21 protein-coding genes are annotated in these 22,939 nt (G+C 37.6%); 17 read left to right on the top strand and 4 right to left on the bottom strand.

Going from position 1 to position 22,939, the window contains the following annotated elements; genetic code table 11:
• Positions 1–89: 89 nt before the first annotated feature.
• Complete coding sequence (locus JOD82_RS08475) at positions 90–470, bottom strand: hypothetical protein (protein WP_209948220.1); 381 nt, start codon at positions 468–470, stop codon at positions 90–92.
• Positions 471–601: 131 nt separating this feature from the next.
• Entirely contained in the window at positions 602–1,282 is a 681-nt protein-coding gene (locus tag JOD82_RS08470) for a MerR family transcriptional regulator (RefSeq protein WP_209948218.1), read from the bottom strand.
• A gap of 568 nt (positions 1,283–1,850) precedes the next feature.
• On the opposite strand from JOD82_RS08470, the gene JOD82_RS08465 reads away from it, so the two are divergent.
• From JOD82_RS08465 to JOD82_RS08445, 5 genes are all read left to right on the top strand, one after another.
• Entirely contained in the window at positions 1,851–2,546 is a 696-nt protein-coding gene (locus JOD82_RS08465) for a methyltransferase domain-containing protein (protein ID WP_209948216.1), read from the top strand.
• 757 nt (positions 2,547–3,303) lie between these two features.
• Entirely contained in the window at positions 3,304–4,551 is a 1,248-nt protein-coding gene (locus JOD82_RS08460) for a DNA cytosine methyltransferase (RefSeq protein WP_245248937.1), read from the top strand.
• A gap of 159 nt (positions 4,552–4,710) precedes the next feature.
• Positions 4,711–7,068 (top strand): ribonucleoside-diphosphate reductase subunit alpha, encoded by a 2,358-nt coding sequence (locus JOD82_RS08455; protein ID WP_209949111.1) that lies wholly within the window; start codon positions 4,711–4,713, stop codon positions 7,066–7,068.
• A gap of 74 nt (positions 7,069–7,142) precedes the next feature.
• Complete coding sequence (locus tag JOD82_RS08450) at positions 7,143–8,171, top strand: ribonucleotide-diphosphate reductase subunit beta (RefSeq protein WP_209948214.1); 1,029 nt, start codon at positions 7,143–7,145, stop codon at positions 8,169–8,171.
• A gap of 402 nt (positions 8,172–8,573) precedes the next feature.
• Positions 8,574–9,092 carry a hypothetical protein gene (locus JOD82_RS08445; RefSeq protein ID WP_209948212.1) on the top strand — a complete coding sequence of 173 codons (519 nt, stop codon included), beginning with the start codon at positions 8,574–8,576 and terminating at the stop codon, positions 9,090–9,092.
• A 113-nt stretch (positions 9,093–9,205) separates the two neighbouring features.
• Here the strand turns inward: JOD82_RS08445 and JOD82_RS08440 are convergent, their stop codons facing one another.
• Positions 9,206–9,598, bottom strand: a complete 393-nt coding sequence (locus tag JOD82_RS08440) for a winged helix-turn-helix domain-containing protein (RefSeq protein ID WP_209948210.1) — start codon at positions 9,596–9,598, stop codon at positions 9,206–9,208.
• A 439-nt stretch (positions 9,599–10,037) separates the two neighbouring features.
• On the opposite strand from JOD82_RS08440, the gene JOD82_RS08435 reads away from it, so the two are divergent.
• From JOD82_RS08435 to JOD82_RS08405, 7 genes are all read left to right on the top strand, one after another.
• Positions 10,038–11,024, top strand: coding sequence for a DNA cytosine methyltransferase (locus tag JOD82_RS08435; protein ID WP_209948208.1), 987 nt, complete (start codon positions 10,038–10,040; stop codon positions 11,022–11,024).
• Between the two features lie 336 nt (positions 11,025–11,360).
• Complete coding sequence (locus JOD82_RS08430) at positions 11,361–13,166, top strand: DUF4046 domain-containing protein (RefSeq protein WP_209948207.1); 1,806 nt, start codon at positions 11,361–11,363, stop codon at positions 13,164–13,166.
• Between the two features lie 339 nt (positions 13,167–13,505).
• Positions 13,506–14,048, top strand: a complete 543-nt coding sequence (locus tag JOD82_RS08425) for a helix-turn-helix domain-containing protein (RefSeq protein WP_209948205.1) — start codon at positions 13,506–13,508, stop codon at positions 14,046–14,048.
• Positions 14,049–14,064: 16 nt separating this feature from the next.
• On the top strand, positions 14,065–16,590 hold the full coding sequence (locus JOD82_RS08420) for a metallophosphoesterase (protein ID WP_209948203.1): 2,526 nt from the start codon (positions 14,065–14,067) through the stop codon (positions 16,588–16,590).
• Between the two features lie 20 nt (positions 16,591–16,610).
• Positions 16,611–16,901 (top strand): hypothetical protein, encoded by a 291-nt coding sequence (locus JOD82_RS08415; RefSeq protein ID WP_209948201.1) that lies wholly within the window; start codon positions 16,611–16,613, stop codon positions 16,899–16,901.
• A 57-nt stretch (positions 16,902–16,958) separates the two neighbouring features.
• A complete protein-coding gene (locus JOD82_RS08410) occupies positions 16,959–17,606 on the top strand; it encodes an OLD family protein (protein ID WP_209948199.1) in 648 nt (215 codons plus the stop codon).
• Positions 17,607–17,788: 182 nt separating this feature from the next.
• Entirely contained in the window at positions 17,789–19,642 is a 1,854-nt protein-coding gene (locus tag JOD82_RS08405; protein ID WP_209948197.1) for an ATP-binding protein, read from the top strand.
• 170 nt (positions 19,643–19,812) lie between these two features.
• Here JOD82_RS08405 and JOD82_RS08400 read toward each other — a convergent pair whose 3' ends face one another.
• The gene (locus JOD82_RS08400) at positions 19,813–20,103 is read right to left on the bottom strand and encodes a hypothetical protein (protein WP_209948196.1); all 291 of its coding nucleotides are present in this window, start codon (positions 20,101–20,103) and stop codon (positions 19,813–19,815) included.
• 198 nt (positions 20,104–20,301) lie between these two features.
• Between JOD82_RS08400 and JOD82_RS08395 the strand changes: the two genes are divergently transcribed.
• The 5 genes from JOD82_RS08395 (at position 20,302) to JOD82_RS08375 (ending at position 22,837) form a co-directional block, all read left to right on the top strand.
• A complete protein-coding gene (locus tag JOD82_RS08395; protein WP_209948194.1) occupies positions 20,302–21,318 on the top strand; it encodes a TadE/TadG family type IV pilus assembly protein in 1,017 nt (338 codons plus the stop codon).
• Positions 21,319–21,333: 15 nt separating this feature from the next.
• Complete coding sequence (locus JOD82_RS08390; protein ID WP_209948192.1) at positions 21,334–21,915, top strand: prepilin peptidase; 582 nt, start codon at positions 21,334–21,336, stop codon at positions 21,913–21,915.
• Between the two features lie 144 nt (positions 21,916–22,059).
• Positions 22,060–22,269, top strand: coding sequence for a hypothetical protein (locus JOD82_RS08385; RefSeq protein ID WP_013385882.1), 210 nt, complete (start codon positions 22,060–22,062; stop codon positions 22,267–22,269).
• Between the two features lie 114 nt (positions 22,270–22,383).
• Positions 22,384–22,569 (top strand): hypothetical protein, encoded by a 186-nt coding sequence (locus JOD82_RS08380; protein WP_209948190.1) that lies wholly within the window; start codon positions 22,384–22,386, stop codon positions 22,567–22,569.
• A gap of 82 nt (positions 22,570–22,651) precedes the next feature.
• A complete protein-coding gene (locus JOD82_RS08375) occupies positions 22,652–22,837 on the top strand; it encodes a hypothetical protein (protein WP_209948189.1) in 186 nt (61 codons plus the stop codon).
• Positions 22,838–22,939 lie beyond the last annotated feature (102 nt).

Here is a 22,939-nt window from a genome sequence, read left to right as displayed (position 1 = left end):
GCCCGTATCGGAAACAACTGCTACCCTACAAGAAACCAGTCACTTCACCATTTACATTATAGCCTTGTTATATGCACTTTTCAAATTAGCTATAGAATCTCAGCATACTCAGATCCATCATCTCTCTTTCCGAACTCAACTCTACCAGGAAACATTTTAGTGCCACTTAAACTAAAGGCAGTGATCTGATTAACCCAACCTTCAAAGGCAGCCGGTAGACGAAACACTTGAATTTCGTTATTCAGGCTGACCGTTATTATAGGTTCAGCCCCATGTTTCCCAACAGATAATACGTCATATACTTTGCCTACTTTAGGAATTTCAAGGTAGCTATGTTTTGTGATGTCTTTATATACCTTTCCTCCACGTGCATTCATGATGAATTCCTCTTTACCCGACATTTGAACTAAATCAAGACCACCTACTTTACCCAAAACATTTTTGCGGTAACTCTGCCTGTTATTATTCATACATTTATCCCCTCATCATTAAGTGAAATACCATAGTAAATTTTACCACGTGCTAAGCTTAAAAAGATAGAAAAAAGACAGTCCCCTTTTGGAACCGTCTATGTCCTACGTTTTTACGTTAGAAGCTAAAATTATAAAGAAATGCTTTGTATCCATTTGTCCATTCTTACCCACATCCAATAAGGCCAGCGTTTTCGACGCTCTCTCTTGTAACGGCTAACATAGCATCGGGTATAAAGAATTTCAGCTTCGATATCCACATGATCTATATGATCTATAGGTTGCTCTGTCGCATCCATATAAAGCTCAGTGGGTTCATATATGGAAAGTTCATTCACATCTTTTTCTGCACGCAATAAGGCAACTTCTTTTCTTAACTGAGAAACCTCTTGCAATACACTTTGTATAGCAACGCGGAGTTCTACAGACACTTGATTTAGTAATCCTTGATAATCAAGGCTTTTTTCTGGAATTTTGATATGAGCAGAATCAATTACAGATATTTTTCGATTTCCATTTGTAACTAAGTAATACTCGATTTCCTTCATTGAATAACCTTTTTCACGATGCAGTTGTTGGATAATCTTCATGATCCGAACAGCTTCTTCGTTAAATAAATTATGGCCAACTTCATTTTTAGAAATGGGTATATGAGGACGTAAGTCTCGTATCCAATTTCGCAAAACATATACACTCTCATGTAATTGATTCGCTAAATCACTTATCGAGATTAAGCCCTCTTCTGAGGGCATATCAACTGAACGCGATCCCGTACCTGCTTCTTTAAAAATAGGTTGCTGGTTGCTATTCAAATTAACGCCCTCCTTCATGCCAAGCCTCAAATCAATGCTCGATAATCCAAAGAAACTAACTCTGTATAACTTCGACACACACCCTCGGAACCCTTTCGCTATTCGCCTATTCACGAAGAAATATATAATCACAACACTTATATACGGTTGTTCCCTAATTTTCGATGCAACTCATAAGCAGACCCTTAAAAACAACCCCTGAAAGGTAAAGTAAAACCATTTATAATCCAATATAATCCAACAAGCGATGGTTGTGGGCGTTTTTAGGAACGCATGTACCTAAATCATATCTACTTATTGAAAACATATGAATAAGTTATGAATATATGATGAGGCGAATTTATGTTCTGAACTTAGTAATGCCTTAGTAAATAATGTTACTAAGCTGCTCACCTACTAAAAGTTATGAATGATTGTATTACTTTATATGAATATGTACGTATATTTGATTTAACATATTATGATTTTATTCTCTTATACTCTTCGAACGGGATAAGATCAGGGTTTTGCTTTCTTCCCCTTACTTTTGAATATCATATTGAGAAAAATAGCAAAAGGAGAAAATGTTATGTACAAGAAATCATCGTGGACATTCAGCGAAGAAGTAAGTCATCAATTTGATCATCATGTACGACAAAGTGTACCGTTTTACGATCTCATACAATCATCCATCGTAGAGCTCTCCGATTATTTCGTAACCCCCTCTGGTTTGATCTATGATCTTGGTTGTTCAACAGGTGAAACTATCGCTTTAATTGAAAAACGTCATCCAACACAGAAACTCCGTTATATCGGGATCGACAATTCAGAAAGTATGGTACAACAAGCCTCGATGAAAAATAAAAATAACCATCGTACAACCTTTAAAGTCCAGTCTTTAGAGACCTATTCTTTCGAAGAAAAAAGTCGCTTCATCCTATCCATCTTGACACTGCAATTTATACCAATAGAGAAACGCAAGCAAATTATTCAAAATATCTATGAAAACCTGCATGAAGGCGGCGCCTGTGTGATTGTGGAGAAAACTTTGGCTTCTTCCTCCCTCTTTCAAGATATCTTTACGCATCTTCAGTACGATATGAAAATGCAGTCTGGTTTATCGCCTAAAGAGATATTCTTAAAAGAAGAGTCCCTTCGCGGAATAATGACCCCGTTATCACTTGAGGATAACATGCAGCTTCTTGTCGGAGCAGGTTTTGACGTGGAAATTTTCATGAAACATTGGAAATTCACTGGTTTCTTAGCTGTAAAACCGCATAGTTAACGACGCATTCTTTTAAAACTTCCGTATTTAGCTGATGTCTAATGCGGAAGTTTTTACGTTGCATCATAATTCCAACTGTTTGATGAGCTATTTCAACGTTGAATGGAGAATTACCTACTCCCGGTTAAAACATCCTTATGCGACTTTGCCTTTTGTAATGCGTTTGCATCTGGATCTTCTAAGCGTCATTTTTTCGTAAATCAAAAATGGTTTGATCGAGTGCTTCTGTATACGCAATTTGTAGACCAAATGAGTAAATTCCTTTATGTATTCCGAAAGTTGAATGTTGATTATATTTATTGGCTCCTCTTGGTAGAGCTGACGCGCAATTTTTTAGTGTGCTAATGATTGAGCTTTTTGATATAAACACAAACCCTTTATGTATTCCGAAAGTTAAAAAACGATGTCTATTAAAAACTTCTTTTGCTGCAATTCGCTAAATGTAAATTCTTTTATCTTTTTTCTTTTAGCGAAGGCGTTTAGTGAACTGAATTTTCATTCTTTTTAAATTTGGAAGTTGATTTTAAAAATTACAATTCTTTCGATTCGTTATCTTTTAAAATGGCAATTTGCATAAAGAATTGTTCGATTAAATCGCTTCAAAAAACTTTTGATCGCTATATATAGGTATATGTATTCCGAAAGTTGAAAGTGAAAAAATTCACAAACATTTATATTATGTTTATGCTCCCCTCTCTATATGATAAATGACTTTGTGATTGTGAATTACAAAGCCATTGACGAAGGGAGAGAAGCTATGAGACAAGACAAAGAGCTGTCTGAGTTACGTTGGAACATGCATCAGTTAAGCCCTAATGGGTTAACGATGATGGATCTATTTTGTGGTGCCGGCATCGGTGCATCCGGTTTTTTGCTCGCGGGTTATAAAGTTATCTATGCTGTTGATATCCAGAAGTACGCCGTAGACACCTATAATCAAAATATAGGGAATCATGCTATTTGTGCAAATATTCGAAATCTAAATTCTAATGAGCTTCCAGACGCAGACGTAATATCGGGTGGCTTCCCCTGCCAGCCTTTTAGTTTTAGTGGAAATGGAGAAGGAGAAGCGGATAAAGATAAAGGAGATTTAGGGTACCATTTTTACCGCATTATCTGCGAAAAAAAACCGAAGGCTTTTATCATGGAGAATGTAAACGGAATTATTAGTAAAAAACACCTCTCCTTTTTTTTGAAGCTGATGAATTTGTTTATAGAAGCTGGATACGACGTGAGCTATCCAACCCAAAATGAAAACCCTACCGCTTTGAATTGTTGGGATTACGGTGTCCCGCAGCTACGCAAACGAGTTTTCGTCGTAGGGATCCGAAAAGACTTGGACAAACATTTTGAGTTTCCACCAACCGTGCCATTAGAAGAGAGGACTACCATTCGTGATGCTATAGGTGATTTGCCCTGTCCAGATGGAAAGAACAATCACCAAGGTTATGGAATACGTAAAGATGAAATTCCTTATGTAGACAAGGTTCCACCTGGTGGAAACTGGAGAGACTTGCCTTGCGAAGATCAAATCCAGTTTTTAGGGAAAGCCTATCATTCAGGTGGGGGGCGAACGGGGTTCCTTCGTAAAATATTGTTCGATCAACCTGCTTATACGATTACATCAACGATGAATGGAAAAAACAATGCTCAAATTATTGACAATCAAGATAAGTATTATATAGGTGGTTACTCCCCTCGATACAAAAGTCGAAATCGGCAAAAACAATGGCACGAGCCGTCTTTCACCATTGTTAGCCAAGCAAGGCAATTACCTCTTTATCCTGAGCCCCCGTATTATGATATTCGATTTATGGACAAGCTCGAAATTCCTCCTCCAAGACGTTTTACAGTTCGAGAGTGTTTACGACTTCAAACGGTACCAGATTGGTTTTCTTTTGGGGAAGATATTTCTTTAGCGCATCAATATGAAAGATGTAGCGGTATTCCATCTCTAATGGCTTATAAACTTGGGCTGACATTAGCAAAAATTTTAAATAGTTAAGTTTTTTTTACGCAACCGATCTCACATACTGAGATCGGTTTTGTCTACTTTCAAAACATGTAGTCAACGTAGTTAATTAAAATTCAACATAAATAGATTTGTAAATTATCTTTTGCTGAATAGAATATGAAACTCGAAATTTAGAAGGGGGCGATTCATATTCAGTATGTACTTAAACCAAACAACCGAAAATTAAAATTTGATCAAGAAAGACTAAAAGAATCGATTGATAGATACATGATTGACTTTCCACACTTAGATGGCAACCGGATGTATCGACTGGTACTTGCCAAGCTAAAGACGGAGGAAATAAATGCTGCGGATATTACCCGAACCATCTATATGACAGCCGTTGAGTTGATTTCCATTGAGGAACCCGATTGGACATATATAGCTTCCGCTGCTTATGTAAACAAGCTTTACAAAGAGGCAGCTCTTCATCGGGGTTATAAATCCTATCCAGCCAAACCTTACGGGTCGTTTTCTACGCTTATTAAGCAGTTAGTATGCAGAGGGATATACAAAAGAGAACTCATCGAGGAGTTTACGGAACAAGAACTATTAAAGCTTGAAGAAACAATCGATTACAAAAAAGATAAACTCTTTGATTACATCGGGATCGTGACTCTTCAGGAAAGATATTTAGCCTCTGACTATGACGGAAAAACCATGGAATTACCTCAAGAGCGTCTGATGTTGATTGCAATGGATTTAATGATTGACGCAGGAAAGATGCTTGATGAAAAAGGGAAACCAACCGACGACTTCTTACCTGGCGGACGGAAAGAACGACTTTCCTATATTCAAGAAGCTTATTGGGCGATGAGTCATTTATATATGACCACCGCTACGCCAACCCTGTCCAATGCAGGAAAAGCGAAAGGCGGACAGCTATCATCCTGTTTTATTGACACAGTCGACGATGACCTACGATCTATTTTTGACAGCAATACAGATGTTGCAAGATTGAGTAAGGTAGGTGGGGGCATTGGTGTATATGTCGGCAAGGTTCGTTCCCGTGGTGCAAAAATTAGGGGTTATGAACACAAATCGAGTGGACTGGTTCCTTGGATTCGCCAATTGAATAATACAGCAGTATCCGTAGACCAATTGGGTACTCGCAAAGGATCGATTGCTGTATATTTGGATGTTTGGCACAAAGATATACTTGCTTTTCTGGATTTGAAACTGAATAACGGAGATGAACGGATGAGGGCTCATGATATCTTTACAGGAGTTTGCATTCCAGATCTCTTTATGGAGCGGGTTGAACGTCGAGAAGAGTTTTATCTATTTGACCCACATGAAGTTCGTACTTTTATGGGTTGGTCATTAGAAGATTACTATGATGAGGAACCAGGGAATGGAACGTTTAGACAAAAATATCAAGAATGCGTAGATCATCCTTTACTCAGCCGTGTTGCATTACCTGCAATCGACATTATGAAAAGAATGATGAAAGCACAGCTTGAAACAGGAACGCCTTATATGTTCTATCGTGACACGGTAAACCGTGCCAACCCGAATAAGGCACATGGCATGATTTATTCAAGCAATCTGTGTGTTGAAATTATGCAAAACATGAGTGCAACAACGGTTGCCGAAGAAAAATTGGTTGAAATTGATGGTGAAAAAATGATTATGACCCTTAAAAGACCCGGAGATTTTGTGGTATGTAATTTGGCATCCATCAGTTTAGCCAGAGCGGTAAAAGAAGGGGTACTCGAACGTTTGATCCCTATTATGATTCGCATGCTGGACAATGTGATTGATTTGAACCAGATCGATGTATTGCAAGCAACGCACACGAATCAGAAATACCGTGCCATAGGACTTGGAACTTCAGGGTTGCATCACTTGCTCGCTTTGCTCGGGATCATGTGGGAATCCGAAGATGCGAATGAATACAACGATCATCTGTATGAATGGATTGCCTATTTAGCTATTAAAGCATCAATGCAGCTTGCGAAAGAAAAAGGGTCCTATCCGTTGTTCAAAGGGTCTGAATGGGAGACGGGCAAGTATTTTTCGGATCGTGATTATACGTCAGGAAAACGGAAAGGCAAGTTTGTGACTACCGAGCAATGGATAGAGCTTGCTGACCAGGTGAAAAAGCAGGGCATTCGAAATGGTTATCTGCTTGCCATAGCACCGACAGGATCGACATCCATCATTGCAGGTACAACGGCTTCCATTGATCCGATTTATAAATTGTTAACGTATCAAGAGAAAACGACCTATAAAATTGCAAATCCTGCCCCTGACTTGAATATGAGAACCCTTCAATATTACAGAAAAAATGCATTTTTGTTGGATCAACTTGCTTCAATTCGGATGAATGCAACGCGGCAGCGACATATTGACCAGTCCCAGTCCTTTAATTTGTATATTCGACCAGATATCAAAGCGAAAGATTTTCTTGCACTGCATCTACAAGCATGGAAGTCTGGTGTGAAAACAACTTATTATGTTCGAAGCCAAGCGTTAACCGTTGACGAATGTGATTCCTGTCAATAAGAATGTTGACTCCCCAAAAATGGAATTGGTTTGTAACATCAATTAAAAAAAACAGAAGGGAAGATAAAATAGATATGAAAAAACAAGAGATTTTTAATATTTTTGCTCAAAATAAATCCAATCGAATTATTGAAGGAGAAAGTTCAGGCATTTTAAATTGGGATGACATACGACTTCCTCAGATGTACAAGCTGTATCGTGTGCTCATCGGAAATCACTGGATTCCATCGGAGATTCCAATGAATGTAGATAAATCAGACTTTCCAATGCTCCCTACGAACACCCAAAACACGTTTAAGCGCATTATTGGGCTTCTGGCGGTCTTAGATTCCATGCAAACGATGTTTGTAGGGGATGTTAGAGAATACCTCACAGATTCGTCCCTGGAGGCTGTTGCGGCTATTATTGGTCAGCAGGAAGTCATTCACAATCAGTCGTATTCGTATGTGCTTTCTTCCCTTGTATCCTATACGGAACAATTAGAGATTTTTGAGTATTGGAAGAACGATCCGATTCTCTTGAAACGAAACTTATTCATTCGAGATGCATATCAAGCCTTTCGAGAGTCCCCCTCGCCAGAGACGTTTTTTAAAGCACTGGTAGCCGATATGGTTCTGGAGGGAATCTTCTTCTATGCTGCTTTCGCATTTTTTTACAATCTGGCACGAGATCAAAAAATGTTGGCAACCAGTCAGATGATTTCGTATATACAAAGGGATGAAAACCAACATTGTTACTTCTTTGCAGAGTTGTATAAGCAACTTCTGATTGACTTTCCTCAGTTAAACATTGAACAAAACAAAACCTTTGTATACAACTTCATGGATGAAGCAGTTCGACATGAGACAGAGTGGGCTGAGTATGTGCTTGATGGGATTGAAGGTATTGATTTAGATGAGTTTAGAGGGTATATTCGCCATATCGCAAACAATAGGCTAAGACTCATGGGCCTTCCCGCTGCGTATGAGGGCGTTTCTAATTCCATGCCGTGGATTCGTCCGTTCTCTGACGAAGCTCTTAATGACACGCTTACGGATCAATTCGAGGCGAAACCACGCACATATACTAAGGCATCACAGGATAACGACTGGGACGATCTGTAATACACTCCAATGGTACCTCAAATCGGTGATTTTTCCGTCTTTGACCCTCAAGGGGAAGCTAAATTGTTCCACGACGAATGTTCCACGGGGTTTTAATCCTCATTTAGAACAATTAATCCGAAAAAGAAGTAAGTTCAAAATCAGTATCAAAGTTTTAATCCTTGATACGAATAACTAATCCACAAAATAGATTGTGATGATCTCAGTAGATAAAAATAGGGGGAATTTCCCCCTATTTTTCTGTTGAGGAAGACAAAATGTTCCACGGAGAATGTTCCACGCGGATTTAATCCCCAAACTATATTGTTTAATCCTTATAATGAACAAGTGAATTGAGGCTTGTAATATTAATCCTTATATTATATGTTTATTTTATATTCGGATTAAGCAGGAGGTATCGATATGGATGATATCGTTAGCCAATATAAAAAAGGGCTTGAGCAACTTAAACAAACCAAGGACTTCTTAACACAGTTAGACCCTGTAGACTTTGAACTCAAGGCTTTTATTCATAACATTGATCAAAAGATTAATAAAACAGAACAAACGATTTTTAACTTTCAAAAAGTTCCGAGCCATCGCTGCGGACTCTGTGATCGTTCTTATGACGAAGAATATCCAATAGCCGTAGGAGATGTAAAAGTTTGTCCTTATTGTAGAGATATAAGCAATAAATTTAGAGCATCCAGTGAATTGGAGAAAGAATATAATCTATCTCCTGGTACGATTAAAAGGGATTGTCTATCGAAAGAAGGAAATGAGGCGAAACTACAAGCTTATTTGGATTGTGGCTTGGTTTATAAAACGGGAGCAGGGTATGTTGTACATAAAATTGTGATGACTCAGTATTATGAAGGTGAGTATAAACGAAGAAGAAAGCGAAGCGGTAAAGGAGAAAATGCGTCAACTGAAGAAATGTAGAAAAATTAGTTGACTTGTGTAACAAATGTTTGGTCTTCGATTTTCGCCGTATGAAGCAAGCTATTAAAATGTGCAATGGTGCAGAGTAGATTACCTGCACCCTACTCGCACAATTAGTTTTTGAAGCTGTTATTGATAAATCCCCATGCTTGCTGAATATCGGATAATTTCACTCCTAATGCTTCGCTTTGAGCTGTCAGATCTCGATAGCTGTCAACGTGGTTCTCTAAGAAAGCGATTAATTGAAATACTAATCCATAAGGGGTATGTTTGACATCTTCGCTTATGATCCGATATTGCCCTGGTCGTATTTTTTCAATTGCTCCATATTTAATAAGTCTTCGTAGGCGATAGGATACATTGGATTGGGAAATTCTAAGCTTTTTAGATAAGAGAGTTTGGGATATAGGGGTTATACCTAATTCATTTTTATACTCTCTTAAAATTTCAATTAATTCTAAGTCTGTTTCCATCATCTGTTTTGCTGATTTGATAAAATCGTTCATCGCAACCATCCTCTAATTTTTATATGGATTGATTATTTGAAATCTAAGTATGCTGCTAATTGTTGCAAAAATAGTGTACCATGTAATCATATTGGATTAGAATTTCGGAATAAATCTTAAACCCCCTATATACGGGAAAAATGCTCTTCAGTACCAACAGGGAAGAGTATTTCACTGTAACTTGAGAAAAATTAAAAAGTAGATTTAACCTCTCTTTTTTGGAGAGGTTTTTTATTTTTGGATTTGAAGGTGCTGAAAGGGTATTCCATTAAGAACGGGTTATGATTCAGAAAGCTGCAAACTAAAATTTACAGTATAAGTACCAGTAAACACTAATGCTTAAAAACGATCCATCTGCAACCTGATTATATAGCAAGGGTGGGGAGATTAAGCAAAAATGATGTAGCCGCAAGTTAAAAAACAAAGGGAGGTTTGGTAAATGATAAATATTCCCGTAACAGATCAAAAAAACACCCAACAAGAAAACTACAATGTAATGGTATTGTGTGGGGGCATTGGTGGAAGTACGTTGGGCTATGTTTCTGCGGGATTTACAGTTGTTAGGTCCATGGACAGCAGCTCTAAAAGTAATTTAGTTCATTGGATGAACTTCCCGAGTATAGCTACTCTAAATAAGCCCATTGAATCCATGTCTGAGTCTGATATCGTAGAGATCCAATCCAAAATCAAAGAGGACATTGATATCCTGGACGTATATCTTCCCAGAAAACAAATCAAGAACAAGTTTGATGGACAAAATACATTTTTAATGAATGTGCTACGTTTTACTTATCGACTGAAACCCAAAATTATTGTATTTCATACCGAAGGAAAATGGAATCACGGCAAGAATGTTTTATTTGCAAATGAACTGCTTGCATTAGTGAAGGGTATTGGCTATCAAGTACAAATGGAAACCTTGAAGGCTTCTAATTATCGAATTCCACAAGAGAAGCTATGGAGTTTTTGGATTGGGGTGCGAAAAGATATTGAAATTAAACCTGACTTTCCAGAAGTATGTGAAAAAACTGTATCGACCAAAGAAGCCATAGAGGATCTGCTTGAAACAACTTCTGATGTAGAGCCAAGCCGCTTTCGATTAGAAATTACAAAGAAATACTTTCCTCCTGGTTGTTCTCTGACTGATGTAAAAGAGGTTATACGACAACATGATCTTCCGCTGCATTCTGCTTATTACAAAAGAGATCGTTGGGAAGAACCTTACTATCGTTTGCCCAATTCAACAACACGCCCCTTTCATCCTCAAACAGATCGATTGTTATCAATACAAGAAGCCAAAAGGCTCCAGACATTTACCGACGATTACAAGTGCGTGGATTGGAAAGAAATTTGTTCTTCTGTACCTCCCTTACTCATTCAGCAAGTTGCTCATTGTTTGAAATCTAAAATATTAGACTACTTGTAAACTTGACAGGCAAAAGTTCTTGTCGAAAAATTGCCGTAAGAAAAATAAACCAATTGAGAATGATGATGTTCTAAATTCTCAAACGAAAGGAATCATCGACGAATAGGTTAATAACAAGCAAGTATCCTCATTTCCGAGCGATAGACCCTCCCTCTACTCAAATGTTTGTACTTCCTTCTCCTGTACGGGTTGAAAGAGATCAAGAAAGATTGTACGGATAAAATGTAACCAAGGGTGAGTATCGTTACAACCCAACCCATAAATTGTGTTAAAATAAGAAATCATAAATAAAAGTTGCTTCGATTTATGAGTTGTGTCAGGGGTGAATAAAAGCAAATGGAAACAGGGACTATTGTATCATTTAAAGAGGATCAAGATATCATCGATATGTATGATGCAGTCATTGAAGGGAAAATTGCAAGACTGCCTAAGGGTTTCTGGGGAAACCATGAAGAAGAGATCCAGCATCGTTTAAAGTTATGTCTTCGTTATGTCGTGCTGCAAAAATTGAAAATACATCCTCAAGAAATACTCTATGGAGAGACAACTTCGTTTTTAAAGAAATATAAACTTTTCAATATTGTATATCAACGCCAGACTAAAGGACTAAAAAAGCTTTTAAACGATATATTTCCCGAAATCGGCTATCAAGATGAAGATATTATAAGCATGTATAATGCAGTCATCGAGGGAGAATTACCTCAATTGCCTAATGGTTTTTGGGGAAACGATGAAGAAGAGGTACAGCACAGATTAAAGTTGTGTCTTCGTTATGTCGTATTGCAAAAATTGAAAATGAAACCTCATGACATACTCTTCAAAGTGAAGAGAATGTTTTTAGCCAAGTATAGTCTCTATCACGGTGTATATCACCGTCAGTCTAAAGGACTTACCGAACTTTTAAACGATACATTTCCTGAGATCGGCTATGTACTTCCTGGGATGGAATATCAAGATGAAGAGATTATAGACACGTATGATGCAGTGCTCGAAGGAAAATTAGCTCAATTGCCTCCATGTTTTTGGGGAAATCATGAAGAAGAGGTACAGCATCGGTTAAAGCTGTGTCTTCGCTATGTCGTGCTGCAAAAATTGAAAATACATCCTCAAGAAATACTTTTTGTAGTAAAAAAGCAGTTTTTCATGAAGTATATGCTTTTTTATGCACATAAACGGCAGTCTAAAGGAATTACAGAGCTTTTAAATGATACATTTCCTGAGATTGGATATACAGATGAAGATATTATAAACATATATGATGCAGCAACAGTAGGGAAATTAACTAAACTGCCAAGAAGTTTTTGGGGAGAAGATGAAGTTTTTCAGCATCGATTGAAATTGTGTTTTCGCTATATCGTGCTGCAAAAATTAAAAATGAAACCTCATGAAATACACTTGAGAGTGACAGATTCGTTTTTAAAGAAATATAAACTTTCTTACTGTGTATATCAACGTCAGTCCAAAGGACTGGAAGAGCTTTTAAACGATATATTTCCTGAGGTTGGATATACAGATGAACATATTATAAATAATATAATTCCTGAGGTTGAATATACCGATGAATCTATTATAAACATGTATGATGCAGCACTCAAAGGTGAATTAGTTAGATTACCTAAGGGTTTTTGGGGACACAATAAAGAAGATAACCTGCATCGATTAATGCTATGTCTTCGTTATGTCGTGTTGCAAAAATTAAAAATGAAACCTCATGAAATACTGTTAGAAGTGAAAAGACCATTTTTAATGAAATACAAACTTTATTATGCACATCAACGTCAGTCCAAAGGACTGAACGAGTTTCTCATCGAAGTATTTCCTGAGATCGGATATGAAGATGAAGTAATCATAAATATTTATGATGCAGCAGTCGAAGGGGAATTAGCTCAATTGCCTCATGGTTTTTGGGGAGATAAAGAAGTTTTGCAGCATCGGTTAAAATTGTGTCTTCGATATGTCGTGCTGCAAAAATTGAAAATAGCACCTCAAGAAATACTTTCAGAAGTAACAAAGCCTTTTTTAATAAAATATAAGCTCTATTATGGTGTATATCAACGTCAACGTCATTCTAAAAGACTTAAAGAGTTTTTGATCGGTATATTTCCTGAGATTAATAATAGTTGTAAAAAGGATAACGGGTAATTATTTCAACGATTACCGTGCTCCTCCCAATGATACTGTTATGCAAACTGGCTAAGATTACGTCCTGCAATTATTGGTATTGGATCGCCTATATGATCCACTAAAGAGTTGAGAAGTTGCCGCTTCTTGACTCTTTTTTTAGTGTACTTTAAAACATTTCAGTTTTTTAATAGCTCTTTAGCATGAAATGGCTAAACAATAAAATGAAGCACTACTATTCAAGGTAGTGCTTTTTTTATTCTAAAAATATTTTGCGTAAAAAATTGACACTATAGCGAATTAGATATAGACTATAGTCAATTAAATTATTAAAATGGACTGAAAAAAGGTGCTATAAAAATGGAGAAAAGTGTAGATAAAGTGCTAACAACGAAAGAGGCACACGAAATATACGGTGTAGCTGTCTGTACCATCCGACAATGGATGGATCAAAAACTGTTGTCAGAAGGGGACTACAGAAAGAGTGGGGGAACTTGGATCATGGATCATATGGCATTTCTCGATTTATTACGGAAGAAAAATTTACTTGAGAAAAAATTTGAAGTCGAAGGCAAAACAATTATTTTTCAGCATCGTGGCCTGAAAACGAGAGACCTCCAACTATGGTATGAAAATGACCGTGTCAAAACCACTCTTACCGAAATGCCTTATGCGAACACAGTGATCGAGGCTTTTCGTACTTACGGGAAAGATTCGAACCTGAAATACAAGCATGTGCTTATTTGTAAAGATGAAGAGCGTAGTGATAATTGGTTTTATCAACATAGTAAAACTTGGGTCGTGACACTTCGCTTCGTTTTGGACATTGTGGCAAAGGTGCTTGCTACGCAAGCTATTGACCTAACATTGTTGGAAAGTTATCTACAAGAAAATCGTTTGTAAATGAGGATGGGAATATATGCGTTTACTATACTTTGGTGATAAACATGAACGTGTTACCGCGCCTGAAAATCGAATGGATGAAGACTACGGTCTAACGCAGCGAAGAAAAACAATGGAGATTATTGAAATCGGAAAAAAGTTGGGTGTAAGTGGTTTTTTACAGCCAGGAGATTTTTTGGACGGTCCAAGTCCTCCATTCGAGTATGTAGCGGATGTTATGAGTCTATGGACTGGAGACGATGTCAACAAGGAGCTTGAAAAACTTGAAAACAAAATGCCACCACTCATCGGGATTGTAGGGAATCATGAGTTATATGGTAATAACTTAAAGACATTGCCCAAAACGATGATAGGTTTTTTAAACCGTTTAGGGCTCATGAGATTTGCAACAAAAGAAAAACCTTATTTTTTTACGACAGAAGATGGTGCTACCGTAGCGGTTACGGGTACCCATTATCATTTGGACATTGATTCCCCTGAATACATTGATGATTATATTGTTGAAGAAAAGCTGGGTGATTTCCATATCCATATGGTACATGGGTATTTGACGGATAAGAGTAAAGGGGACATGTTTCGTCACACCCTTATAGATCATATTAAACACACGAAAGCGGACGTTACGATTAGCGGTCATGACCATATTGGATTCCCTTTAACGAATATCGATGGTAAATGGTTTGTGAATCCTGGTGCCATTCCTCGCATGTCTAATGATCTTAAAGAAATGAAACGTAAACCTAAAGTATTGCTTATGGACATTACGAAGGCACATGGAATTAGATTTAAAGAGTATTTCTTAAAATCAGCACAACAGGGAGACTTAGTCCTTAATCGCGATAAAATTGTTGAACGTGTCCAACGTGAAGGTCGTATTGCGCAACTAAAAAAGACCGTGAGAGATGTGGGGCTCACAAAATCAACAGATATTATTGAGATTATACGTGACTTGGCGGATACAGATGAAGTGCCGCGTGAAATTAGAGATGATGTGATTGATCGAGTCAGTAAGAAAAAAAGCGAAATAAGTGAAAACTTTGAAGAGACACTTAAAGATGCTGTTGTTGTTCGCGCCATCTTTGAAAACTTCCAAAGTCATGAGTACACCGATCTTGAGTTTTCGCGAGGGCTTAATGTATTAGTAGGTGAGAGTAGACAAGGTAAAACAGCTATCCTTCGAGGATTTCAATGGATGTACGAAAATAAGCCATCCGGTCGGCGGGTGATTAAAAGAGGGGCTGGTTACGCGAAGATAACTTTCTTTTTGTCCAACGGGTTTATTGTTTCCCGAATTATGGAGAAAAAGAAAAACGGTAGGAATGGTTATGAAATAACCGATCCTTCAACAGGTGAAGTCGTATATTACAATACAAAAATTTTGCCAGAGGTTCAAAAGATACTTGGCTACAATCCCTTTGTGATCGATAAAGATTTGCAGTTTAACTTGAACAGTATGAAACAGGGGACGGGCTGGTTCTTAATTGGTGATCATTTTTCAGCCCCGTTAAAGGCGAAAATTATTGGAGCGATTTATGGGACACATTACGCGGATGCTGTGACGAGAGAACTCGAAGCTGAGGATCGCAAAGTGAATGATGAGTTGAAAAGAACGCAGGCAGATGTTCAAAAATTGGACGAAAAAATAAAGCAATATGAGCATTTGAATGATTTAGAGAACATCATCTCCCAGGTTGAAGTGTTGTTACAACAAATCGATCAATGGACAGATCGAAAAGATCGGATTGTTGCGACACTTGAAAAAAGAAGAGGGATGGAAGTGGTTGTGCATGAGAATGATGAGATTATTGCAAAACTTTCCTCTATCGAAGAGATCGCTCTTATGTTTGAAAGAGTAAAAATACAACATGTGAAACATAAACAACTATCGTCATCAATTGAAAAACGAACAAGTCTTCAAAATCGATATAACTTGCTTGAGGAGTCATTATACGCATTGCGAGATACGCATCAAGCAGAAAGACTTTTTGCTACGATTTTAAATACTCATAAGCAAAGTTTGGGTATCAAGCAGTTAGTAACGAAGCGTCAGCAAACCATAGCCTTGATTCAGGATGAAGACAAAATTATACATGCAACTACACATATTGAAGAGGCTTATAAGCTTTTGGAAGAAATGAAGACAGGCTTCAATCGTCGTGATGTTTTACAGGAAAAGTCAGAACGTGCCAAGCGATTAGTCTTATCTCGAAATGAGGTTGCTCGCAAACTCTCATACATTCAAGAAACGCTTGATCAAACGGCGGAAATTGAAACCGCTCGACAACTTATTGATAATTTCACAGAGAAAGTAACACGGAGTTCGAATATTAAAAAAGAAATGGTCATCCGAAGAAAAATCCAAGATCAATTATCGGCAGAAGATCGAGTTATCGAAAAGCAAAGCAAGGAGACGGCTGTATTAGTTGGTAATTATCAAACGTTGCTTGAAGAAGCAGGCTCCTGTCCTGTTTGTCATGGAACGATTGATAAAGTCACGGTGAGTCGAATTGTAGGTCAGTATGCTGCTGCATCATCTTATTAAATACGAAGGAGCGAATCAAAATGACACAACATCATCATGATGTAAATAATGACGAACTCATTGCTAAGTTACAGCGAACGGAAAAAGCACTCAAGGCTTCTGAGCAGCTTAAAATGAAAGCCATAGCCAAAAAAGGCGCTTACGAGCAACAGTTGAAAGACAATGAGAGTGAACTCAAGTTATTGGGAACTACGCCCGAAAAAGCGGAACAGGAAGTTCGTGAAATAGAAATTGAAATTCAGCGAACACTCGAAAAAATTGAAGGTATGATTCCGTTTGAATTGCTTGAGCGATATAAAATGCTCCAATAGTTAATGCCAGATATCAAGTGATTGGTAATACAGGTTTAAACGAAAGGGGGAAATCGAATGTTGGTCTCAGAAGCAAAAGGTCTCTTGGATGATTTGAAAAGCATCTTTTATAAGGATAGTGCGCTCTTACAACAGCTACAGAAAAGCAAGGAGGATAAAGAGAAGTCACAAAAAAAGTTACTTAAACAACGAGAAAACGTAGAATTAAAAAAAGTTTTGATCGTTGAAGCGGCTGAAGAGGCAAGAACTCAAGCCAGAGATGTTCTACAAGAGATGGGAACCAATGCGCTGCGCTTTATTATGGGTGATCATATGTCGCTTGAAATTGAACTGAAAGAGCAGGCAAGACAATGGGTGGCGAACTTTGTCACAAAAATAGCAGAAAGCGAAACCTATGAAATTGAAACGGATCCTGCGGAAGAAGAGGGTGGAGGCGTAGCGGACATTGTGGCGATTTCCATTCATACCTCTATGCTACAACTCATTGGAGATAAAAATTCGGCTCCAATGCTCCTGGACGAACCTTCAAAGTATGTATCAAAGGGATACTCGGAGCAAGTGGCAAAGTTTCTGTTAGAGGTGAGTTCAAGCTTTAATCGTCAGGTCATTATGGTGACACATGATGAATACTTAGCCAATATAGGCGATATTGCTTATCACTTTAAGAAACACGGAGGCCGTACAGTAACAACAAGAATACAATAAGGATGAATGCCGATTGAAATGATCAAAATCGGCATCCATTCATCAATCATACATCAATCATAAGTAAATCATTTTGAAAATATCATATATGTTTCATACATATATCATAACTTTATGCATAACAAATTTATAATGTGTCGAAATAGGAGATCAATCACTAAAATGGGAAGGGAGATACCGATATGAATCCAGAAATGTATGTCGTAGGACGGACAACCCCTAAGGAAGTAAGTGTGGCGTCAGTAAAACGGCGATTAGTACAAGACGAATATTTGTTGATTAAGGATCCAATGAATGGAGATCTCATTGCTGAAGTTATTGAGACAAAACTGTATCCGCAGGTATTTACGGGTACTTTTTCAGCAGAAAGTTGTGTTTTTCAGAGCTTACAAGAGTTAGAAATGATCCAAGAAGGTACATCCATATACATTGCCAAGGTAAAATTGTTAGATGAGATCACAATGCCTATTACAGCTCATAGTGTTGTCGCAACTCCAGGGTTTGAGGATGTTGAAGAATTGCTCATACCTACCCATCCGAATAAGGGATTTTCACTTGGGATTATACGAGGGACAGAACGAATTCAGAAACTATTACCTGATTATCTTCGCAACCTGATTCCCCTATATGAACGTGGTAAAGGCATTATCCCACAAAAAGGTGTTCCGTTTATTATCTCTCACTATGATCTTAGGGAATATCCAGGCATTGGCTATTTCGGTGGAACGGGGAGCGGTAAAACGAATGCTCTTCGTGTCTACTGTGAAGAAATTATGCGTTATTCCATCCCAGGGGTCGCTTTTGATCCGCATAATGAACTTGAATTTAAAGTGCCCACACCAGGGCTATCGGATGAGCACATCTATGATTTCTCAGCAAAACATGAGATATTTTACATCGGTGAAAATATAGGTATAAATTTTAGCGAATTAATGACAGAGGATTTGCTATATTTGTTGGAATTCGTCGGAGACTTAACCATGCCTATGCGGGGAGCCATTGAATCTATTCATCAGAAAAATGATAGTTTTACAACTTTAAGTAACCGAATAGCCGATCTCAAAAGAGCCTTTGAATTTCAAGAACTGCCTAAACACGAACGAAATCAAGAGAGTCTGCCTGCCGAGTCCGTTGCGCTATATGAACGATTTCGAGATAAGGTTTCTGGCTTGCCTACATTGCAGGCAATTGCCTGGCGGTTAGACCAGTTGAATAAAACAAACATTTTCAACCACGATATTTCGAAAATTGAAGCTTGTATGTTGAAGCGGAAATTAGCCGTTATTCGGGGTAAAGTTAGCCAACTGAAGATGCTGGCTTCTTATGTTACGCGTAAGTTGTATGGAAAACGCAGAGCGTATCAGGACTGGAGAGCTAATCATCAAGGAATTGATATGCCTGCAAAATTTCCACCGTTCTTCATCATTACCGATGAATCTCATATTTTTGCACCTGAAGGCGAGCGAAGTAACCCTACGAAAACGATCTTGAGAGAAGTGAGTCAAGAAGCTCGGAAGTACGGTGTATTTTTGGTGCTGGGTACTCAGCGACCAGCCTTGTTAGATAAAACGATAGCATCCATGCTAAATGTTAAGTTTATTTTTAGAACCGGCATTGAATCGGATATGAAGATGATACAAACGGAGACAAACTTAAATGCCGAGCAGTTTGCCCGATTGCCTGATTTGCCAACGGGAAATGCATTTGTTTCATCAGCAACCTTAAAAAAGACATTTTATATTCGAGTACGCACGACCAAAACGGCCTCTCCTCATTCGGGACATCCTTTTGATGAATTGGATGACTTTGGTGGTGTTGGCGAAAAGTTGAGAAGCGTATTGATATCTTCTCTGCCTCTTTCTGTAGATACCATTCCTAAAAAGAATGTGGAAATTAGCAAGGCAATGGGGCGAATGATGTCAGTTCATGAAATTTTGGATGCTTTGGAAGAATTGTATCATTCAAATGAAATTGCAAAAGAAGACTCTCCATTTGGAACGAGATTCAAAGCATTAACACCAATTTCCAATATATAAATATTATAAACAAAGAAGCCTTTAGCTATATATGTGCTAAAGGCTTCTTGCTATTTTATACGCCAAAATGTGAAACCTTCCTCATTAAGTCTATTGTTCAACATTGTGTTTTCTTCTGCATGCTAAACATTTATTTCTCCGTTTCCATTGGCACATTCACTTGAGGAATCTTAATTCCCAACATGGTGTAAATGGACATTTGTTGATCCGCAATGCTTACAACGCTTTTTTGCAATATTTACATTAATAAAAAAGCAGATTAGCGTGACTAAAAATCCTAAAATCCACGCAATCCAATACCCCACTAACACCCCTGACAGTACGTATCCGAGTAAATAGAGCGTGCTTACTTGACGAACAGCGAGATCAACTTGATTACAGTCATTACATTGATGAGGCATTTTTGCAATGGCTTGCTCCGATTTTTTTGCTACATACCATTTCATTAATCGCTCATTCATAAAACTCACATCCTTCCCTACCCATTATATAAAAACAGTCCTTTAACGTAGAGGAAAAACGGTCGTATTCGGTTTGAGTTGAGTCAGATCGTATCAAACCTGAAATTCGTTGACTCACAGGCGACAAAATTATTATATTGTCTGTAGATATCGGTACAAAGATTTCGTTTGAATGATGATGAGTAAGGAGGAGGTAATTTGTTCAAGCGATTAAAAAAGATCAGAGATGAGAAGGGTTTTGTGAGTGTTTTAGTCATATTTGCGGTGTCTTTTATTTTACCTTTTTTTATTTTTCATATGATCGAGATGACGTATTTATATGGTATGAAAGATAAGTTTCAAAATTTTAATGATGCGGCAGCATCAGCAGGAGCCATGCAAATAGAAAAAACGGCAGCCAGCAATGGGGATTTAAAATTTAAGGAAGACGAAGTGAAACATGTCGTGAACCGAATTCTAAGTGAAAATTATGGACTTGATGCTAATTTAAACCCTCAAGAGAATTCTTACATTACGGGTGTACCTATTGTGAAAGTCTCTATTGTGAATCAAGAAAATGATCTTCCAAAAGAATTCTCGACTCCGGAAGGTTTTAAATTTGAAATTAAACATCCAACGGTCATTGTTTACACAGAGGTCAAGCCAAAGGGAATTTTCTTTAATAAGTTTATTACCATCAAATCGATATCGGCTTTAGAAGTATCTTTTAAAACGGGTGAACAAACCGAACTTACAAACAATCCACAACCAGCAAAGGATGGATTGATATTCACACTGAACAAAGTGGTTAATCCTCTGTACTTTCCTAAGTATACGAAATTAATGCCTATGAAATGGTCTTGGACTAATATGCCGATGGCGGCAGGCGGAAATATAGAGTTTTCATTAATAAACACTAATACCCATGTACAGTTGAAGGCTGCGTCATACGAACTGAAGTTGAAAGCAGATGATTATGAGCGAGTTCTCTTAGGTTCTCTGACCCCTTCAAGCGATTCAGAATTAACGGGATACATTACACTTCCCGAAGATGCACCAATCGGCACAACCGTAACCGTGGATTTTAAAAAATCGAACATCATCTTATCGGACTTATCTGGAGAAGAAACGAATGGAAATCGTGCATTGGGTTTCTCGGAAGGTGGAGCGATTTTGGGAGAGATTGATGCAAATGTGTTTGGATTAATTTGCTTCACGAAGGTATATCCAAAATAAGAAAAGAGGAATAACATGACAATTATTTTTATGACATTATTGTCGATATTGACCCAGATTGGTCTAAACCAATATAGCAGTAAAAAAGATTTCAAGATCGATCGTAATAGCCAAATATATGCTGGGCTGCTAAATGCGATCGTTTGGATCGTATTTGTATTTAAACACCCTTATTCATTAAATCTATTGTTGGTATGTTTAGCTTTTTCGATCTTATCCTCCATCTTTTTTATTGATTTGAAATATCACATTATTCCAAATGAATATAATTTGGCGTTGTTTATATTGGCAGTCGTTTTTGTTCTTAATAATAGTCAGTATTGGGCGGTGTTCGTCAAAGGTGGGTTGTATTTTTTACTTGTATTTGGGCTCATCTTTGTGCTTACCAAACAACTCGGTTTAGGTGACGTAAAGATGTCCGTTTCATTAGGAATGTTTTTAGGAAGTGGGTTACTTCTCAATTATTTGTTGGTTACGTTTTTGACAGGAGCCTGTGTCTCAATTCTCCTTCTTTTGCTCAAAAAGAAAAAGCTCAAGGGACATATCGCATTTGGCCCATACATGGTATTGGCATTTTTCTATCTTCTACTCAATTAAAAAAATATAAAAAATAATTCTACAAGACATAAAGTGGTTTAACCCTGCTTTATGTCTATTTTTCGTGTTATAAAGTCAACGACATTACATATCATACAAGCATAAATAAAAATTAAAAAACATTTCAAAGGAGGACATTAGAATATGAATAAAATGAAGCAAGCAATTCAAAAATTGAAAAACCGTGCGGGGTATGTATCTGTAGAAACGGTAATTGTGGCGGGTCTGATCATCGCCTTGGGTGCGTACGCAATCTCACAATTCTATACAACAAGCCAAGCAACAACAGAGTGGTCCATTGATAACATTAACAAAATCTACAATGTAACCATTAAAGAAACGCCAATTCCATAAGAAAGGAATTGGATCTCATTCAGTAGACATGGAAGTGAGTAGTAAAACGAAAATCAATGTCTATAATACCTGAATAAAATGCAAATCAACTTTGAAGGGAGGGGGAAATAAAGAATGACTAAAGTAATTCAAAAACTAAAAAACCGTGCAGGTTATGTTTCGGTAGAAACGGTAATCGTGGCGGGTCTGATCATCGCCTTGGGTGCGTATGCAATCTCTCAATTCTATACGACAAGCCAAGCAACGACAGAGTGGTCTATGCAAAATATTAATAAGGTGATGGATGTCAAAATCAAATAATGGAATCTATGATTCCAGTATTGATCATCAGCGCTGACGTAAATAATGAACAGAATTCAATTTAGAAGGGATGGTGTAAGGAATGACCAAAGTAATTCAAAAACTAAAAAACCGTGCGGGTTATGTTTCCGTAGAAACGGTAATTGTGGCAGGTTTGATTATCGCTCTGGGTGCGTATGCAATCTCTCAATTTTACACAACAAGCCAAGCGACAACAGAGTGGTCCATTGACAATATCAATAAGATTTATGATGTGAAGATCAAATAGAATCCCTATTTTAGGGCTTGGTAAAAGGTTTTATGTACAGCTTAAAAAGTTGACATAAAACCTTTTTTTTATAGAACAAGATAGAACCTTTTTTACATTTGA

The organism is Paenibacillus sp. 1182, from assembly GCF_017833915.1.
Classification (GTDB): Bacteria; Bacillota; Bacilli; order Paenibacillales; family Paenibacillaceae; genus Paenibacillus; species Paenibacillus polymyxa_D.
The sequence above is the reverse complement of the archived record's forward strand: the minus strand, read 5'-3'. Positions and strand labels throughout refer to the sequence as shown.

What these genes read in the sequence shown, in the direction of transcription:
- JOD82_RS08475 (WP_209948220.1), bottom strand. Translation starts at nt 470, where the DNA reads ATGAATAATAACAGGCAGAGTTACCGCAAAAATGTTTTGGGTAAAGTA.
- JOD82_RS08465 (WP_209948216.1), top strand. Translation starts at nt 1,851, where the DNA reads ATGTACAAGAAATCATCGTGGACATTCAGCGAAGAAGTAAGTCATCAA.
- JOD82_RS08460 (WP_245248937.1), top strand. Translation starts at nt 3,304, where the DNA reads ATGAGACAAGACAAAGAGCTGTCTGAGTTACGTTGGAACATGCATCAG.
- JOD82_RS08450 (WP_209948214.1), top strand. Translation starts at nt 7,143, where the DNA reads ATGAAAAAACAAGAGATTTTTAATATTTTTGCTCAAAATAAATCCAAT.
- JOD82_RS08445 (WP_209948212.1), top strand. Translation starts at nt 8,574, where the DNA reads ATGGATGATATCGTTAGCCAATATAAAAAAGGGCTTGAGCAACTTAAA.
- JOD82_RS08440 (WP_209948210.1), bottom strand. Translation starts at nt 9,598, where the DNA reads ATGAACGATTTTATCAAATCAGCAAAACAGATGATGGAAACAGACTTA.
- JOD82_RS08435 (WP_209948208.1), top strand. Translation starts at nt 10,038, where the DNA reads ATGATAAATATTCCCGTAACAGATCAAAAAAACACCCAACAAGAAAAC.
- JOD82_RS08430 (WP_209948207.1), top strand. Translation starts at nt 11,361, where the DNA reads ATGGAAACAGGGACTATTGTATCATTTAAAGAGGATCAAGATATCATC.
- JOD82_RS08425 (WP_209948205.1), top strand. Translation starts at nt 13,506, where the DNA reads ATGGAGAAAAGTGTAGATAAAGTGCTAACAACGAAAGAGGCACACGAA.
- JOD82_RS08420 (WP_209948203.1), top strand. Translation starts at nt 14,065, where the DNA reads ATGCGTTTACTATACTTTGGTGATAAACATGAACGTGTTACCGCGCCT.
- JOD82_RS08415 (WP_209948201.1), top strand. Translation starts at nt 16,611, where the DNA reads ATGACACAACATCATCATGATGTAAATAATGACGAACTCATTGCTAAG.
- JOD82_RS08410 (WP_209948199.1), top strand. Translation starts at nt 16,959, where the DNA reads ATGTTGGTCTCAGAAGCAAAAGGTCTCTTGGATGATTTGAAAAGCATC.
- JOD82_RS08405 (WP_209948197.1), top strand. Translation starts at nt 17,789, where the DNA reads ATGAATCCAGAAATGTATGTCGTAGGACGGACAACCCCTAAGGAAGTA.
- JOD82_RS08400 (WP_209948196.1), bottom strand. Translation starts at nt 20,103, where the DNA reads ATGAATGAGCGATTAATGAAATGGTATGTAGCAAAAAAATCGGAGCAA.
- JOD82_RS08390 (WP_209948192.1), top strand. Translation starts at nt 21,334, where the DNA reads ATGACAATTATTTTTATGACATTATTGTCGATATTGACCCAGATTGGT.
- JOD82_RS08385 (WP_013385882.1), top strand. Translation starts at nt 22,060, where the DNA reads ATGAATAAAATGAAGCAAGCAATTCAAAAATTGAAAAACCGTGCGGGG.
- JOD82_RS08380 (WP_209948190.1), top strand. Translation starts at nt 22,384, where the DNA reads ATGACTAAAGTAATTCAAAAACTAAAAAACCGTGCAGGTTATGTTTCG.
- JOD82_RS08375 (WP_209948189.1), top strand. Translation starts at nt 22,652, where the DNA reads ATGACCAAAGTAATTCAAAAACTAAAAAACCGTGCGGGTTATGTTTCC.